Origin of the sequence: Mesoplasma coleopterae (genome assembly GCF_002804245.1) — a bacterium.
Lineage (GTDB): Bacteria > Bacillota_I > Bacilli_A > Mycoplasmatales > Mycoplasmataceae > Mesoplasma > Mesoplasma coleopterae.
Genome location: NZ_CP024968.1, coordinates 486,112 through 504,700, shown reverse-complemented (window position 1 = coordinate 504,700; position 18,589 = coordinate 486,112). Strand labels below are relative to the sequence as shown.

General features: G+C 27.3%; 15 protein-coding genes and 1 riboswitch. All 15 genes read left to right on the top strand.

Annotation, left to right across the window (positions count from 1 at the left end; all coding sequences use genetic code 4):
- Positions 1-3: 3 nt before the first annotated feature.
- A complete protein-coding gene (locus tag MCOLE_RS02295; RefSeq protein ID WP_100671088.1) occupies positions 4-891 on the top strand; it encodes a hypothetical protein in 888 nt (295 codons plus the stop codon).
- A 74-nt stretch (positions 892-965) separates the two neighbouring features.
- Entirely contained in the window at positions 966-2,804 is a 1,839-nt protein-coding gene (locus MCOLE_RS02290; RefSeq protein WP_100671086.1) for an ABC transporter ATP-binding protein, read from the top strand.
- Between the two features lie 10 nt (positions 2,805-2,814).
- Positions 2,815-4,647 (top strand): ABC transporter ATP-binding protein, encoded by a 1,833-nt coding sequence (locus MCOLE_RS02285; protein ID WP_100671084.1) that lies wholly within the window; start codon positions 2,815-2,817, stop codon positions 4,645-4,647.
- Between the two features lie 227 nt (positions 4,648-4,874).
- Entirely contained in the window at positions 4,875-5,507 is a 633-nt protein-coding gene (locus MCOLE_RS02280; RefSeq protein WP_100671082.1) for a hypothetical protein, read from the top strand.
- A gap of 81 nt (positions 5,508-5,588) precedes the next feature.
- Entirely contained in the window at positions 5,589-6,137 is a 549-nt protein-coding gene (gene ruvA / locus MCOLE_RS02275; protein ID WP_100671080.1) for a Holliday junction branch migration protein RuvA, read from the top strand.
- The gene (gene ruvB, locus MCOLE_RS02270; protein ID WP_100671078.1) at positions 6,130-7,077 is read left to right on the top strand and encodes a Holliday junction branch migration DNA helicase RuvB; all 948 of its coding nucleotides are present in this window, start codon (positions 6,130-6,132) and stop codon (positions 7,075-7,077) included. Before ruvA ends, ruvB begins: the two co-directional genes overlap by 8 nt.
- A gap of 58 nt (positions 7,078-7,135) precedes the next feature.
- Positions 7,136-8,002, top strand: a complete 867-nt coding sequence (locus MCOLE_RS02265; protein ID WP_100671076.1) for a thymidylate synthase — start codon at positions 7,136-7,138, stop codon at positions 8,000-8,002.
- A gap of 115 nt (positions 8,003-8,117) precedes the next feature.
- Positions 8,118-10,253, top strand: coding sequence for an ATP-dependent Clp protease ATP-binding subunit (locus MCOLE_RS02260; RefSeq protein WP_100671074.1), 2,136 nt, complete (start codon positions 8,118-8,120; stop codon positions 10,251-10,253).
- A gap of 55 nt (positions 10,254-10,308) precedes the next feature.
- Entirely contained in the window at positions 10,309-11,337 is a 1,029-nt protein-coding gene (gene hrcA / locus MCOLE_RS02255; RefSeq protein ID WP_100671072.1) for a heat-inducible transcriptional repressor HrcA, read from the top strand.
- Positions 11,330-11,893: a nucleotide exchange factor GrpE gene (locus MCOLE_RS03735; RefSeq protein ID WP_206335753.1), complete on the top strand. Its 564-nt coding sequence runs from the start codon at positions 11,330-11,332 to the stop codon at positions 11,891-11,893. The genes hrcA and MCOLE_RS03735 overlap by 8 nt, the downstream gene beginning before the upstream one ends.
- Before the next feature lie 27 nt (positions 11,894-11,920).
- Positions 11,921-13,699, top strand: a complete 1,779-nt coding sequence (gene dnaK, locus MCOLE_RS02250; RefSeq protein ID WP_206335971.1) for a molecular chaperone DnaK — start codon at positions 11,921-11,923, stop codon at positions 13,697-13,699.
- A gap of 57 nt (positions 13,700-13,756) precedes the next feature.
- Positions 13,757-14,881 carry a molecular chaperone DnaJ gene (gene dnaJ, locus MCOLE_RS02245; protein WP_100671070.1) on the top strand — a complete coding sequence of 375 codons (1,125 nt, stop codon included), beginning with the start codon at positions 13,757-13,759 and terminating at the stop codon, positions 14,879-14,881.
- 66 nt (positions 14,882-14,947) lie between these two features.
- Positions 14,948-15,042: riboswitch (purine riboswitch) on the top strand.
- 83 nt (positions 15,043-15,125) lie between these two features.
- Positions 15,126-16,694 carry an NCS2 family permease gene (locus tag MCOLE_RS02240; RefSeq protein WP_100671068.1) on the top strand — a complete coding sequence of 523 codons (1,569 nt, stop codon included), beginning with the start codon at positions 15,126-15,128 and terminating at the stop codon, positions 16,692-16,694.
- Between the two features lie 70 nt (positions 16,695-16,764).
- Entirely contained in the window at positions 16,765-17,889 is a 1,125-nt protein-coding gene (gene mnmA, locus MCOLE_RS02235) for a tRNA 2-thiouridine(34) synthase MnmA (RefSeq protein WP_100671067.1), read from the top strand.
- A 58-nt stretch (positions 17,890-17,947) separates the two neighbouring features.
- The gene (locus MCOLE_RS02230; protein ID WP_100671065.1) at positions 17,948-18,565 is read left to right on the top strand and encodes a hypothetical protein; all 618 of its coding nucleotides are present in this window, start codon (positions 17,948-17,950) and stop codon (positions 18,563-18,565) included.
- Positions 18,566-18,589 lie beyond the last annotated feature (24 nt).

Below are 18,589 nucleotides of genomic sequence, written 5' to 3'. Positions count from 1 at the left end.
AATATGAAAAAATCAAAAAAAATACTTTTACCTTGTGGAGGGAAATATAATACTTCATGATTGAATGAAAATTTAATTTATAAAATTCGCTTTTTTGTAACACATAAAAATATAAAACAAGAAAATGATTATTACTATATGTTTCTAAAGGACTTCAAAAGTGATTTTATGTTTGAATTTAAAACAAAAATACCTAATTGATTAATCCATGAAGTACCTGAAAAAAGAAAAGATCCAAAAACTAATGGAATGTGCACTTGATACAAGTTGTATTTTGAGGATTATAAGTATATACAAATGCAACTAAATGATAAATTTGATGAAAATATTTTTTATAAAATTTATAATAAACAGCTAAAAGAATTAAATATAGACAACGAGCTTTTTATTTCTGAAAGAAGCTTAGAAATTGAAACACTTGATATATTTAAATGAATGTCATGAATTAGCATTTTTAACTTTATGAATAACGACATAGGTATAGATAAAGTAAAGTTTCCGAGAAAAATATTTAAAATCAGTTTAGAACAGTACTCAAACTATCTTGAAAATAAAAGTTACATAATTTTTAGTGATATAAAAGATGAAAATTTGGAAGAATTCAAAAAAAAAGATATTAAAAATTGCTTTGATAATATTAAGCAATTAAGAGATTTTTTTTCACATTTTTGAAATTATAAGTTTAGTTATGACTCAGATAGGGAATATAAAGCTATGAAATTTTACACTTTAAAAAACTGTTTAGCAATAATAATAAGTGATAGTAAATATTCAGATCATTATAAAGTTCTTTTTATTGATTTTATGGATATTTTAGAATCTATAGAAGAACAAGTTTATTCTCATAACGAATTTTTAAATAATAGTATTTTAATTAATGAAAATTATTAATCTTTTACCTCTATCAATTTTTAAAACTAAATGATAATATTTATATATTGTAAAAATACTTAAGAAAGGACTTTATGAACAAAAATAAAAAAACTTCAACAAATGCAGAATTTTTCAAAATAATTTCTAAGTATTATATAAAATACTGATGAATAACAATTATTCTAGCATTAACTATATTATCATTCTGTTTAACCAGAGCTTCAATCCCACTTTTAACTCAACAAATTACTTTAGCTATTAAAAGTGAAAACGGAGTTGATTTAAACGATGCTGAACAAATTTTATTTTGAGGATGAAGTTCTACTACAATTATCATAGTTGCTGTATCTATGATTATAATTGATGCAATCGGAACTTTTGTTTTTAACTATTACTCATATATTTTAGGAAGAAAGATTGAAATTGATTTAAGAAATAAAATTCTTGAAAAACTAGTAAGACAAGATATTTCATATTATTCAGACAAAAAAATTGGAGAAATTCTAACAAGTGTTGTTGCTGATACACAAAACTTAGGTGATGGTGCTGTTAGAATTCCAACAAATATTGGTATTTCACTATCACAATTTGTTGTTGCATTTGTTATGACATTTATTCTTGCATGAAAAATTGCAATCTTTGGATCAATTATTTACTTTGCTTTATTAGCTTTATACTTTGTTTTCTATATTCAAACTGTTAAAAAATATGCAGTTGTTAGAGAAGTATATGAAGAAGTTAATGGTAATGTTACTGATAGAGTTGGAACAATTAGATTAATTAAATCAACTGGAACAGAAGATTATGAAAAAGCATATTTAGAAAAACAACAAGAAATTAATTACAAAGCGCATAAACCAGCTATTTTAAACTTATCATTCTTAATGACTACAGTTTATGCAGGTTCAATGATTTTACAATTTGCTATTCCAATCATTGCAGGGATTATTTACTCAATTATGGGTGATCAACAAGCATCATCAACATTCTTTTCAACTACATTCCCAGCATACATGATTAATCAAGCAAGTTTAATTGCAACATATAGTAGTTTAATGGGAATTACATTCTCATTAGCTGTAGCTGGAGTTGCTAGTGTAAAAGTATCAAACTTATTAAAAGATGAATCAAGACTAGATCCACATTATACTGATGGAATTATAGTTAATGATATTAAAGGAGATATCGTATTCAAAGATATTGAATTTAGATACCCAGAAAAACCAGAAAAATTAATTTTACCTAAATTTAATTTTACATTTGAAGAAGGTAAATCATATGCGTTTGTTGGAGAGACTGGTTCTGGTAAATCAACAATTGCTAGATTATTATTAAGATTCTATGATCCAAGTAATGGTGATATTATTATTAATAAAAATCAAAACTTAAAAGATTTAAACTTATCAAGTTATTTAAGACATGTTGGTTATGTAGAACAAGAGCCACAAATTTTATTTGGTGATGTTTATGAAAACGTTAAGTATGGAAGATTTGATGCAACTAATGAAGAAGTTATTGAAGCATGTAAAAAAGCTGAAATACATAAATTAATTAGTTCATGACCAGAAGGATATGACACAATTCTTGGAGAAAGAGGATTTATGCTTTCTGGAGGGCAAAAACAAAGATTAGTTATTGCCAGAATGATTTTAAAAAATCCACAAATTTTAATTTTAGATGAAGCTACTTCTGCATTAGATAATATTGTAGAAAAAGAAATTCAAGCAAAACTAAATGAATTGATGAAAGGTAGAACAAGTTTTACTATTGCTCATAGACTTTCAACAATTAAAAACGTTGATCATATTATTGTTTTAGGTGGAAATGCTAAAGGTATAGTTCAACAAGGAACATTTAAAGAGTTAGTTAAAGTGGATGGTCATTTTAAAAACTTATACGAAGCAGGTTTATTAGAAGAACAAAATCAATAGGGAGGGAATTATGAAAAAGAAAAAAGAAATTTCAAATAGTCGAGCTTTTATATATTTATTTTTTAAATATTATAAGCAAGATTTTAAAAAAAACTGATGAGTAATTCCTAACTTTATTTTTTGGGCTTTAATGTTATTTTTAGCTCCGCTACTAACAAACCAAATAAATTTAGCTTTAAGTTTAAATGATGCACAAAAAGCTGCATCTACTGGTTTTTGATTAGTTAGATTTTGAGGATTAGAAACAACTGAACTAATTATTATTTCAGTAGCATTATTATTCTTTAACTTATTTAACTCATTTTTATTTAACTGATGATCAAATACGTTTGCAAAACAAATTGAAACGCATTTAAGAAATGAAGTTTTAGAAAAACTAATAAGACAAGATATTTCTTATTATTCAGATAAAAAGATTGGTGAACTTTTAACTAATGTTATTTCTGATGCTCAAGTTGTAGGAAATCAAGCTGTTGATATTCCAATGAATGTGGCTAGTGCATTTTTCCAATCAATTATTGGATTATCATTAACTTTTATTCTTGAGTGAAGAATTGCTTTAGTTGGATGTGTAATTTTTGTATTAATTTTAATTGCGTTTTTTGGTTGTTATATTGCATTAGTTAAAAAATGAGAAAAAGTTAGATTAACATTGGAAAAAACTAATGGTAATGTAATTGATCGTGTTATCTCAATTAGATTAATTAAATCAACTGGAACAGAAGATTATGAAACACAATACTTTAAAGATAAACATGTTGATTATTATGACCAAGGAAGACCAATTGGAAAATGATTAAGTTTATTTTCAATGATTGTTTTTGCTGGAGATTTCTTATTATTGTTTACTGCTCCTGTATTTGCTGCTGTTTTCTTTGCTGGAGATTCAGATACCACTAGAATGCAAGCATTCTTCCAAATCTTCCCTGCTTTTGTAATGGCGCAAGGAATGTTAACTGGGCCAATTATTACCTTATTTGTAATATCTGGTGGTGCTGCTATGGCTGGAGTTTCTTCATCAAGAATTCTAAAAACATTAAATGCTGAATCAATTTTAGATTTCCATTATCATGAGGGAAAAGAAATTAAAGACTTAAAAGGTGATATTGTATTCAAAAATGTTAAATTCAGATATCCTGAAAAACCAGAAAACTTAATCTTACCTAACTTTAACTTTACTTTACAATATGGTAAGTCATATGCCTTTGTTGGAGAAACAGGTTCTGGTAAATCAACTATTGCTAAATTGCTATTGAGATTTTATGATCCTAGTGAAGGACAAATATTGATTAATAATAAAGATGATTTAAAGGATTTAAATCTATCACATTACTTAGACCATGTTGGTTATGTAGAACAAGAACCACAAATTTTATTTGGTACTGTTTTAGAAAATATTAAATATGGTAAATTTGATGCAACTGATGATGATGCGATTGAAGCTTGTAAAAAGGCTGAGTTACATGCATTAGTTATGAGTTGACCTGAAGGTTATCAAACTGTTTTAGGTGAACGTGGATTTATGCTTTCTGGTGGACAAAAACAACGTTTAGTTATTGCTAGAATGATTTTAAAAAATCCTGAGTTATTAATTTTAGATGAAGCTACTTCTGCTTTAGATAATATTGTGGAAAAAGAAATTCAAAATAAGTTGAATCAATTAATGAAAGGTAGAACAAGTGTTACTATCGCTCATAAACTTTCAACTATTAAAAATGTTGATCATATCATTGTACTTGGTGCTAATGGTGCTGGAATTGTACAAGAAGGAACATTTAATGAATTAACTAAAAAAGAAGGTCATTTTAAAAACTTATACGAAGCTGGAAAAATAGATAAATAGAAAAACCAAGACATTGTTGTAGTCTTGGTTTTTACTTTTAAAAATTAGATAAACTTTGAGGGTTTATAGATGTGAGTATATATAAAATGATAGCATTATATTTGTGATTTAATCTAAAATTTAGGTTAAGAGTTTTTAAAATATTAGTGTAAAAATATAAGTATAGGTAAATTATAGATTTTTTATTTGTTAGTTTATCTATGAAAAGAAATAAGGAGAAGACTTTTATGATTAAGACACTTGCAATTGCATCAGCAGCAACTATCTTTGGTTCTTCAAATAGCCAAATGGTTACAGTATCATCTAATTTATATAAAACAGAATTAAGTACTATTGATACTTATTATCAAAATGAAATTTTAAGATTAGAAGATAATGGAAAATTTGATTATCATTACAATTCTGAAACAGGAGCTGACTACGAAGCTAGATTTTGACTTTGAAGTCTAAGTTCAGTAGGTATTACAAATAATACTCAATTACTTGAAAGATATTCAAAATTAGTTCCAAGCACTGAAACAGAATTAGTTTTCCCAACAGCATATATTAAAAGCGAGAAATGAAATGCAACTAATATTCAAACAGATTTAACTGCATTTGATTTAAACAATGTAAAAGATGCACAGATAACATCAGTTGAAGAATTTAAAGATAATGCAACATGATTATGAGAATCTGAGTATCAACAAGAACATTTAAACAAGATAAAATGAGGTATTTCTATTTCAACATATACTGATGAAAAAGAAAACTTTATTTTACAATTTACGACAGGTTTTGATTTGCAAATTAAAGACAAATTAGATTTTGACTTTGGAGGGCAAATTTCACCTTACTTGATAATGGAAAGTAAAAAGTAATAAAAATTCAAAAATAAACCTACTTCAAATTTGAAGTAGTTTTTTTTATTTTTTCCGTAATAACAATATGAGGTGAAAAAGATGAAAGATTATTTAATTTGTAACATTAATTCAATCGATGATAATTACTTGTATGTCGAATATCAAAATAGGGGCGAATATTTTTTATATTTAACAAAAGATAATTATACAAATGAACAAAACATTAAATTATATATTGTTGATCACAATACAGAATTTGAAACAGCTGAAATTGCTTTTAAGTCGAGAGATGAAAGAAATCTTTTTAAAGAGCTAGTCAAAATCAAAACAGTGGGTCTAAAAACCACTTTCTACTTGTTAAATAATTTTTCATTCGAAGAATTTATTTTAATGATTGAACAATATGATATTGATAAATTAGCTAAGTTAAAAGGAATTGGTGCCTACACTGCAAAACTAATAATTGAGGAACTACAAAAACATTTCTTTAAAAATAAAATTACACAGAAAAAAGAAAAGATTATAACTTCATTAGTTAAACTTGGTTTTTCTTATAAAACAATAATGCGCAATATTGTTAAAGTTGATAATACATTGTCAGTTGATGAAATCACCAAAATAGTTATGGAACAAATCGGTAATGAGTAATGATTTTAGACCAAGTAAATGAAGTGAATATATTGGTCAAGAAAAAGTTATCAAAAATTTAAAGATTTGTATTGAGTCAGCAATTAAACAGGATAAAGTTTTAGACCCTATAATATTTTCAGGCCCAAGTGGAATGGGTAAAACAAGTTTGGCTTATTTGTTAAGTAAGGTTTTAAAAACAAAGATTCATATCGTTAATGGGCCTAGTTTGCAAAGGCCAAGTGATTTAATTTCAGTGCTAACTAGTATTAAGGAAAAGCAAATATTGTTTATTGATGAAATCCATTCTGTTAGTAAGGAAATTATGGAAATTCTTTATCCAGTTTTAGAAGAAAATAAGCTAAGTATTATTATTGGTAAAGAATATAATTCAAAAATAGTTAATATTAAACTTCCTAACTTTACAATTATTACAGCAACAACAGAAATAAATAAGTTACCATTTCCATTTTTAAATAGATTTCCGATTCAATTTGAATTAGAAGGATACAATCAAGATGATTTAACAAAAATAATTATTAATACTTTTGATAAACTAAATCAAAAAATAATAATTGATAATGCAAGAATAATTGCTAAATATTCAAGATTGGTTCCAAGAGTAGCTATCAATTTAGTTAAAAGAATTTATGATTTCTTAGTTACAGAAAAAATAAAAGATTTATCAGGTGATAATTTAATTTGAGTATTTAAACAAATGGGTTTATACGAGTGTGGTTTAAATGAAAAAGATTTAGACTATTTATCTACTTTATCTGAAAACAATGTATTATCATTAGATAGTTTAGCTCAAATAATAAATGTTCCAAATCAAACAATTTTAAATAACATGGAACCAATATTTTTAAAAGAACGATTAATAGTTAAAACAGGTCGAGGTAGACAAATAACAATTAAAGGAAAACAATATTTAGAAAAAAATAAAAATCAATATATTTAGAAAAGAAAATTAATAATTTTGGAATTATAATCTTTACATTGAATGAGGGAGATCAAACATGAAACAATATATTGAATTAGTTAATGAAATTTTAAAAGATGGAGAAAAACGAGAAGATCGAACAAACACAGGAACAATATCTAAGTTTGGTGTGCAAAAAAGATATGATCTTCGTGAAGGTTTTCCTTTATTAACAACTAAAAAAGTTTTCTATAAAGCAATCTTTCATGAAATGTTATGATTTATTAAAGGTGATACTAACATAAAATATTTAGTTGACAATAATGTAAAGATTTGAAATGAATGACCTTATGATAATTTTAAAAAATCAGCTGAATTTAATAATGAAACTTTACAAGAATTTGTTGAAAGATTAAAAAGTGATAATGATTTTTGTAATAAATGAGGAGATTTAGGTCCTGTTTATGGAAAACAATGAAGAGACTTTGGTGGAGTTGATCAATTTACTAAATTAATTAATGATATTAAAAAGAATCCATTTTCAAGAAGACATATTGTTTCAGCATGAAATCCAGCAGAAGTAGATAACATGCTATTACCTCCATGTCATTCATTTTGACAAGTTTATGTTTCAAAAGATGGTTGATTAGATTTACAATTGTATCAAAGAAGTGGAGATGTATTCTTAGGAGTTCCTTTCAATATAGCTTCATATGCATTGCTAATGGAATTAATTGCAAAAGAATGTAATTTAAAGGCAAGATACTTTGTTCATACAATTGGTGATGCACATATTTATTTAAATCATTTAGATCAAATTAATGAACAATTAAAAAGAGAACCGTTGCCATTATGTAAAATTAATATAAATTCAAATAAATCAATTTTTGATATATCATTTGAAGATATTGAAATTGAAGGTTATCAAAGTCATGCAAAAATTACAGGAGAAGTTGCAGTTTAGTAGCTTCTTTTTTCTTAGTTACAATATTAGCACTCTCCTATTGACTTTGCTAAATTTATGTATTAATATATTTACAAACCTAGGAAATAGGTTTTTATCAAGGAGGGAATTTATTATGGAATTTCAACAAAAAGGCGAAGAAGTAAACGCATTAGAAAAATATACTCGTGACTTAACTCAAACAGCTAAGGATGGGAAAATTGATCCAATCATTGGAAGAGAAGAAGAAATTTTAAGAGTTATTAGAATTCTTTCAAGAAAAACTAAAAATAATCCAGTTTTAATTGGTGAACCTGGAGTTGGTAAAACAGCTGTAGTTGAAGGACTTGCTCAAAGAATAGTCAAAGGAGATGTTCCTTCAATTTTGAAAGGCAAAAGAATATTAGAGTTAGACATGGGAAGCTTAATGGCAGGAGCTATGTATCTTGGTGATTATGAATCAAGAGTTAAAGCTATTGTTAATGAAATAAAAAAATCAGAAGGTGAAATAATTCTATTTATAGATGAGCTTCACTTAATTGTTGGTGCAGGTAAAACAGGTAATGGGGGAGGAATGGATGTTTCTAACCTATTGAAACCAGCTCTTGCAAGAGGTGAATTAAAAGCAATTGGTGCAACAACTTTAAAAGAATATAGGGAATACATTGAAAAAGATTCTGCTTTAGAAAGAAGATTCCAAAGAGTCATGGTTGAAGAACCAACAGTTGATCAAACTATTTCAATACTTAGAGGATTAAAAGAAAGATTTGAAACATATCATGGAGTTAGAATTCATGATAATGCAATTGTTAGTGCTGCAAATTTATCAAATAGATATATAGCGGATAGATTTTTACCAGATAAAGCAATTGACTTAATTGACGAAGCTTCATCAACTATTAAAACTGAATTAGCAAGTGTGCCTACTGAGCTAGATCAAATAAATAGAAAAGTTATGCAATTAGAAATTGAAAAAAGTGCTCTTTCAAAAGAAAAAGATGACAAGTCAAAAGAAAGATTAGCTGAAGCTATTAAAGAACTTGAAAAAACAAAAATTGCACAAGAAAAATTAGCTAGTGAATGAAATGAACAAAAATCAGAACTAGAAAAAATTAACGGTTTTAAAACAACAATTGAAAATTTGAGAAATGAATTAGAAATTGCACAAAATGAAGGTAATTATAAACGTGCTGGTGAAATTCAATATTCATTATTACCAAGTTTAGAAAAACAATTAAGTGAAGCTGAAAAAAATACTCGTGAAACATTAGTTAGTGAAGAAGTTACTGAAAAAAATGTAGCTGAAATTGTTGCTAAATGAACAGGTATTCCAGTTGATAGATTAGTTGAATCAGAAAAAACTAAATTACTTGAACTTGAAACTACACTTGAAGAAAGAGTAAAAGGTCAAAACCAAGCTATTGAAGCAGTTTCTCAAGCAATCTTAAGAAGTAGAAGTGGAATTAAAGATCCAAATAAACCAATTGGTTCTTTCCTATTTTTGGGACCTACTGGAGTTGGTAAAACTGAAATAGCAAGAAGCTTAGCTGATATATTATTTAACTCAAGTAAAAAAATGGTAAGAATTGACATGAGTGAATATATGGAAAAACATAGTGTTTCAAAATTAATTGGTTCTCCTCCTGGATATGTTGGATATGAAGAAGGTGGAAGATTAACTGAAGCAGTTAGAAGAAATCCTTATTCAATCGTTTTATTTGATGAAATTGAAAAAGCTCACCCAGATGTTTTTAATATTCTATTACAAGTGTTGGATGAAGGAAGAATTACTGACTCTCTAGGAAAAACAGTGGACTTTAAAAATACAATTATTATTTTAACTTCAAATTTAGGTAGTGAATATATTTTAAAAAACGGTTCAACATCTGAAGAAAGTAAAATAGCAATTCAAGCTGAATTATTAAAACACTTTAGACCAGAGTTTTTAAATAGAATTGATAATGTTGTAATATTTAATCCACTATCAAAAGAAAATATTGCTGAAATTGTTACAAAAGAATTAAACATTTTATCAACTAGATTAGAAAATGATAAAAACTTATTTTTAACATTTGACTTAAAAGCAAAAAATAAAATAATTGATGAAGGTTATGATCCACAATTTGGAGCCAGACCAATTAAAAGATATATTGAGAAAAACATTGAAACTTTATTAGCTCAAAAAATTATTTCTGGTGAAATTGAAGAAAACATTAGATATACAATAACAGTTGAAAATGATAGCTTTTCTTTATCAAAAATTAGAAATTAGTAAAAAAAGTAGCAATCTAATACATAGAGTGCTAAAATAAAAACAGGTGATCATAATGTTAAGCGAAAGACAAGCTCAAATTTTAAAAGTAATTGTTTCAGAGTATATTAAGACTAATCAAGCTGTTAGTTCAAAAAGAATTCAAGAATTACTTAATATACAAGTTTCAAGCGCAACAATCAGAAATGATTCTGCAACACTTGAGGAAATGAATTATTTAGAAAAACAACACACATCATCTGGAAGAGTTCCTTCAACAAAGGGATACAGATATTATGTTGATCACTTAATGGAATTTGATGATTGTAATGAGAGTTTAAAAGAAAACTTGAAATCAATTTTATTTCAACGTGGGACAAAAATTGAAAATGTTTTAGAACAAGCTAGTCAAATAATTAGTGAAATGACTAAGATGACTGCTATTGTTACTAAACAAAACTTAAATAGCGAGTTAATGGTTAAAAAAATAGATCTAATTCCATTATCAGAAACTATGGCATCAGTAATTTTCATTCTTTCAAATGGAGAAATGCAAAATCAACTGTTCAATCTAAAAAATATTTCATTATCAGATTTATCAATATCAATAAAAATATTTTCAGATTGTTTAGTAGATACTCCTGTTAAAGAAATAGAAAATAACATATCACTTATTAGACCTAACTTAGAAAACACAGTTAAAAACTATGATTTAATTTTAGAAACTTTTATGTCAAACATTTTACAACCAAAAGAATCTAAAAAAGAAATTGTTGGAATGAAAAACATGTTAGAAAATCCTGAGTTTAATGACACAGAAAAACTTAAAAAAGTTATTAACATAATGGAAAACATGTCACCGTTTGACTGATTTGATGTAAGTTATAGTTCAAATCAAAAGATGATTCAAATAAGTACAAAAATCGGTGAAGAAATATCTGAAGATTTAAGTGATATTTCAATTGTCGAAACGGCAATTAAAACTGAACAAGGTTCAACTATGTTAACATTGGTTGGGCCTAAGAGAGTTGATTATTCTCAAGCTAATCAATTAATTAACTTGATTGTAGAAATAATAAATGGAGATGATCATAAAAATGAGTAATGAAAAAGAATTAAAAAAAGAAGAAACTTCAGTTGAAAATAATGAAAAAGAAGTTATAACTGAAGAAATAAAAAAAGAAAAAAAAGATTATAAAAAAATGATTCAAGATCTTAAAAAGCAAATTGAGAGTTGTGAAAAAGAAATTGAATTTCAAAAAGGTTTAAGAAATGCAGATATTGCAAATTTAACTAAAAAAAGAAATGAACAAGAAGCTTTAATTAGAAAATATGGTTCAAGCAATTTAGCTGAAGACTTAATTAAACCAATTGATTTATTAAAAAAAGTAGTTGATACACCTACTGAAAGTCCAGAATTACAAAACTATTTAATGGGATTCAAAATGATCATCAGTCAAATAGAAAATGCATTTGAAAATAATGGAATAAAAGCAATGGGTGTTAAAGCGGGGGATGAATTCGATTCGAATTTTCATGAAGCAAATGAATCACTAGAAGATAGTGGTATGGAATCAAATAAAATAGTGTCTGTGATTTCAGATGGATATATGATTCACGATAGAGTATTAATTCACGCAATTGTAAAAGTAGCAAAATAGTTAAATATTAAGAGGAGAAATAATTTTATGGCAAAAGAAAGAATTATAGGAATAGATTTAGGTACAACTAACTCAGTTGTTTCAATCATGGAGGGTGGACAACCAATCATTTTAGAAAATCCAGAAGGACAAAGAACAACACCGTCAGTTGTAGCATTTAAAAATGAAGACATTATTGTTGGTGGAGCTGCAAAACGTCAAGCAGTTACAAATCCAAACGTTGTTATCTCAGTTAAATCAAAAATGGGAACAAATGAAAAAATTGATGTAAATGGTAAACAATATACACCAGAACAAATTTCAGCTGAAATTTTAAGATACATGAAAAAATATGCTGAAGAAAAAGTTGGAGAAAAAATTACTAAAGCAGTTATTACAGTTCCTGCTTACTTCAATGATTCACAACGTAAAGCAACTAAAGACGCAGGTAAAATTGCAGGTTTAGAAGTTGAAAGAATTATTAATGAACCAACAGCTGCTGCGTTAGCTTATGGTTTAGAGAAAAAAGATAAAGAAGAAAAAGTTTTAGTTTATGATCTAGGGGGAGGAACATTTGACGTTTCTATCTTAGAATTAGCTGATGGAACATTCGAGGTTTTATCAACAAGTGGAGATAACAAACTTGGTGGAGATAACTTTGATACTCAAATCATTAACTGATTAATTGAAAAAATTAAAACTGAAAGTGGTGTTGATTTAAAAAATGATAAAATGGCATTACAAAGATTAAAAGACGAAGCTGAAAAAGCAAAAATCAATTTATCAAGTCAATTAGAAGTAGAAATTAACTTACCATTTATTGCAATGAACGAAAATGGACCTGTTTCATTCTCAACTCAATTCTCAAGAACAGAATTTGACAAAATTACAAAAGAATTAGTTGAAAGAACTTCAAAACCTGTTAAAGATGCATTACAAGCAGCTAAATTAAGCGCAAGTGACATTGATGAAGTTTTATTAGTTGGTGGATCAACAAGAATTCCAGCAGTTCAAAAAATTGTTAAAGAATTATTAGGTAAAGAGCCTAACCGTTCAATTAACCCAGATGAAGTTGTAGCTATGGGTGCTGCTATTCAAGGTGGAGTATTAGCTGGAGATGTTACTGATGTATTATTACTAGACGTTACACCATTATCTTTAGGAATCGAAACTATGGGTGGAGTTATGACTAAATTAATTGATAGAAATACAACTATCCCTACAGAAAAATCTCAAATATTCTCAACAGCAGTTGATAACCAACCAGCAGTTGATATTAATGTATTGCAAGGTGAAAGACCAATGGCAGCTGACAATAAATCATTAGGTCAATTCCAATTGACTGGAATTAAACCAGCTCCAAAAGGTACTCCACAAATTGAAGTTACATTTAAAATTGATGTAAATGGAATTGTAAGTGTTATTGCTAAAGATAAAGATACTAATGAAGAAAAATCTATTACAATTAGTAATTCTGGAGCATTAAGTGATGCTGATATTGAAAAAATGATTAAAGAAGCTGAAGCAAATGCAGAAGCTGATGAACTAAAAAGAAAAAATATTGAATTAAAACATAAAGCTGAAAGTTATGTTGCAATTATTGAATCAAGCTTAACTCAAGAAGGAATAGAAGTTCCACAAGAACAAAAAGAACAAGCTGAAAAAATGATAACTGAAGTTAAAGAATTAATTGAAAAAGAAGATTATGAAACTTTAGAAACTAAAGTTAATGAATTAGAACAAATGATTCAAATGGCAAGTCAATTTGCTCAAGCACAAGGTGTTCAACCTGAAGAAGAAAAATCAGATTCAGAAGAAAACAAATAAAAATAAATTTAAAAAACTAACAACTGTTAGTTTTATTTTTTAAAAAGGAATAACAACATGGCAAAAAGAGATTATTATGAAGTTTTAGGTGTTTCTAAAACTTCAACAGAACAAGAAATTAAAAGTGCTTATAGAAAACTTGCTAAAAAGTACCACCCTGATGTGAATAAAGAAAGCGGTGCTGAAGAAAAGTTTAAAGAAGTAAATGAAGCTGCAAGCATTTTACTTGATGCTGACAAAAGAGCTAAATATGATCAATTTGGTCATGCTGCTTTTGATGGTAGTTCAGGATTTGGCGGTTCTGGTTTTGGAGGATTTGAGGATTTCTTCTCAAACATGGGTGGAGGAATGGACTTTGGTGACATTTTCTCAGACCTATTTGGTGGAGGAAGAAGTAGTCGTTCATCTAGAAGAGGACCAAGCAAAGGCCAAGATATCGGTTTAGAAGTAACTTTAACTTATAGAGAATTAGTTTTTGGAGTTAACAAAAGAACAATTTTAAATTTAATTAAGAATTGTGTTAAATGTAATGGTGTTGGAGCAGAAAATCCAAATGATGTTCACACTTGTACAAAATGTAATGGAGCAGGACAAATAATTGTTAATAAACAAATGGGTCCTTTCCAAGTTCAAAACCAAATTACTTGTGATAAATGTAATGGAATCGGAAAAGAATTCAAAAACAAATGTAAAAATTGTCATGGTAAAGGTGTTGAAACAAAAAGAGAAGAAATTGAAATACCATTACCAAAAGGATTATGACCTGGTCAACAGTTTGTTATGCGTGGACAAGGACATGCTTCACTAGAAGGTGGAATGCCTGGAGATCTTTTTATAACTATTGGTATAGTTAAAAGTGATGTATTTGAATTAGTACAAAATTCTAATGATTTAATTATGAATTATAATATTTCATATCTTGATGCAATTTTGGGAAATGAAGTTATTATTAAAACTTTAGATGGACCTGTTAAATTAAAAATACCAAAAGGTGTTCATTCAGGACAATTAATAAAAGTTCATGACAAGGGTCTATTTAAAAATCAAACATCTGATAAACGTGGAGATTTATTAATTAGAATTAATATATCAGTTCCAACTTCAGTTTCAAAAGAAGAGAAAAAAATACTTAAAAATTTAGAAGAACTTTCATCATTTGAACCAAAAAACAATATTGAATAAAATCAACTTATAATTAAAGTTGTTTTTTATTTGAATATTAATAGTTTATTAGATAAAATAACTAAGTATAAAATGAATATGAAAACTTATATAATCCTTCATATCGGGAAGGAGTCTCTACCTAACACCAATGTTAGATTATGAGTTTTATGGTTTTCACTATGCGTATTTTGCGCGTTGTGAAAACTCTTTTTATTTTTGCTGAGTTCTTCATTGAATTTTATACATAGAAAGAATAGGCAAAATGAATAATAAAAGTCTGAAACAGACTCAAGTTGAAAATGAGTCTGAATTATTTTTAAACGAAACACCTGAGCAAACAGCTCAGAGAAACAAGGAAGCTTTTGTCTTCAGCAACAATAAAGCTATCCGTTCAATTGAAAAGTACTTTAAGTTTGATACTTTAGGTGCGATTATGAAAAAAGAAATCATTGGTGGAGTTACAACTTTTTTAGCATTAGTTTATATCTTAACTGTTAACCCAACTTTAGTATCAAATATGATATCAATAACAACACCTAAAGAAATAGTTGAGCAAGGAACATTAAATCCAAGTTTATTAGAACCTTTTAAAATGAATGAATTTGGAATTTTCTTCGCAACTGCGATAGTTTCCGGAATTTGTTGTATATTAATGGGTTTATTTGCTAATATACCAGTAGCTATGTCTACTTCAATGGGAATGAACGCATTGGTTACGTATAATATTGGTGGAGCTGGATTAGGTTTTGAGGGAGCAATGATTGTTACAATGCTTTCATCAGTAGTGTTTGTTACAGTTTCATTGACACCTTTAAGATCATTTATTATTAAAGCTATACCAAAAGGAATTGTTTTAGCAATTGGAATTGGAATTGGATTATTTATAGCTTATGTTGGAATTGCAAATATGGGATGACTTGCTAATGATGGTGGAATTCCAGTTGCTAAATTAGGTATATTAAAAGAAAATTACATTCCAATTATTTTAGGTTCTGTAACATTAATGATTATTTTGTTTTTATCATTTAGAAATATTCCAGGTGCTGTTGCAATAGCATTATTGGTAATGTCAGTTATAGCTGTTATAATTGCAACTTCAACAAATATAACAGATAGCAAAGATTTATTATATAAAGCAAACTTATCGAATTGAGAAGGTTGAAAGTATGATTTTGATGGTTTTGCATGAAATTGAAAATCAACATTTAAAGCATTTGGAAATACTAAAATTTGAACATCACCTGTAACTTATATTTCAATATTTGTTGTTATGTTAATTAACTTCTTTGATGCTACAGGAACTATGGCAGCATTTACAAATCAATTAGATAAAAAAACAAATCAACATAAAGAAATTAGTCAAAGAGCTTTAGTTATTGACTCAGTTGGTACAATGATGGCTTCAGTAACAGGGACAACACCTTTAGGGGTTTTTGCAGAATCTGGAGCAGGAATTGAACAAGGTGCAAAAACAGGATTGGCAGCAATTGTTAATGGTATATTATTCTTATTAGCTATTGCATTATTTCCAATCTTTAAATTAATTCCTCAACCTATTACAAGTGCAGCTTGTGTATACATTGGAATTATGATGATAAAAGAAGCAGCTCATGTTGAATGAGAAAAACCAGAATTCTTAGTTCCAACTTTCTTATCAATTTTATTTATGATTGCAACTTATGAAATTGCTAATGGTGTAGCAATGGCATTTATAGGATATTCATTCATGATGATGATAACTGGTAAAGCCAAAAAAGTTCACCCTGCGGTTTATTGTTTATCTGTATTATTTATTATTTACTTTATTGCTTTTGCATTCATACAAATATAATTTGAAATAAACAAAAATATGATAAAATTAAATTACTCATTTGAGTAATTTTTTTGTGTAAGGAGGAGCTATGAAAAAGAAAGTTATTGTAGGTTTAAGCGGTGGAGTTGATTCATCAGTAGCAGCTTATTTACTAATTCAACAGGGTTATGAAGTTGAAGGATTATTTATGCGTAACTGAGATTCCTCAGCAAACAATGATATTTTAGGTAATCAAGAAATTGATAATGATGTGTGTCCTCAAGAACAAGATTATTTAGATGCTTTAGAAGTAGCAAATAAATTAGGAATTAAATTACATAGAATTGATTTTGTTCAAGAATATTGAGAATATGTTTTTGAATACTTTATTAAAGAATATAAAAAAGGAAGAACTCCTAACCCAGATATCTTATGCAACAAATATATTAAATTTGATAAATTTTTAAATCATGCAATTAATGAATTAAAAGCAGATTATATTGCTATGGGTCATTATGCTGGAGTTAGATTTAATGAAGAAACAAAACAATATGAAATGACTCGTGCAGTTGATACAAACAAAGATCAAACATATTTCTTATGTCAATTAACTCAAGCTCAGTTATCAAAAACTTTATTTCCGTTACAAAGTTTGGAAAAACCTGAAATTAGAAAAATTGCAGCTGAACAAGGGTTAATTACAGCTGACAAAAAAGATTCAACAGGAATTTGTTTTATTGGTGAAAGAGAATTTACTAAATTCTTACAAAACTATATTTCAAATCAACCTGGTGATATTGTTGATATTAAAACTAATGCAGTTGTTGGAAAACACATTGGAGCTATGTATTACACAATAGGGCAAAGAAAAGGTCTTAATTTGGGTGGAATGAAAGAACCCTACTATGTTGCTGCAAAAGATATTGAGAAAAAAATAATTTATGTTTGTCCAGCAAGTGATGAAAGTTATTTATTATCAAATAATGCAACTGTAAATGAAATTAATTGATCATTAGATATATCAAAATATTTAGATAATATTAATGAATTTGAATGTACAGCAAAATTTAGATATAGACAACCTGATGTAAAAGTTAAACTAACTAAAATTAAAGATACGCAATATAAAGTATCTTATGATGCAGTAGTTAAAGCAGTAACTCCAGGTCAAGAAGCAGTATTCTACTTAAACGATATTTGTTTAGGTGGAGGAATTATTGACATAGTAGAATAATTTTAGAAAAAATAATTTATAATAATAAAGAATTTAAAAGAAAAGGAATGATATTTTTATGGGTAACAGTGCAGGATTAATAATTCTTTTAGTTATGTTAATTGTTGTTGTAGGATTTGTAATTATTACAACAATTACTGGAAAAAAAGCAGCTAAAAAAGAAAAAGAACAAAGATATAAAGCGGTTAGAAATGAAATCAAAGCATTTTTAGCTAAAACAGATAACAGAAAAAATATTAGAGTTGAATTTGAAAAAGTTTATTCAAGAAAAGGACCTGAATATAAATATCGTGACGTTTTTGATGTTGTTGTTGAACTAATTGAGCCTAAAACACAAAAGTCAATTGAAAGAAGAGCTTATGAGGTTGAAGGTATTACAACTAAAATTGATAAAAAGAATTATGCAACTAAATGAGTTGTTAATACAATTTTAGATTTAAAAGAAACAGAACAAAGAATTGCTATTGGTCAAAAAGAAGTTAAATTAACTAAAGAAGAAAGAAAAGCAATTAAAAAATCTGATCGAATTAAAGAAAAAGAATTAGCTAAAATTGAAAAAGAAGAAATCAAAAAAATTAGAGCTGAAGCTAAAGAAAACAAAAAGAACCCAGTTATTCAAAGAACAACTGACCATAAAGAAAAATTTGTTCCTATCAGAAGTAAAGAAGGAAATTAATAATATCAATAACTTGTAATTATG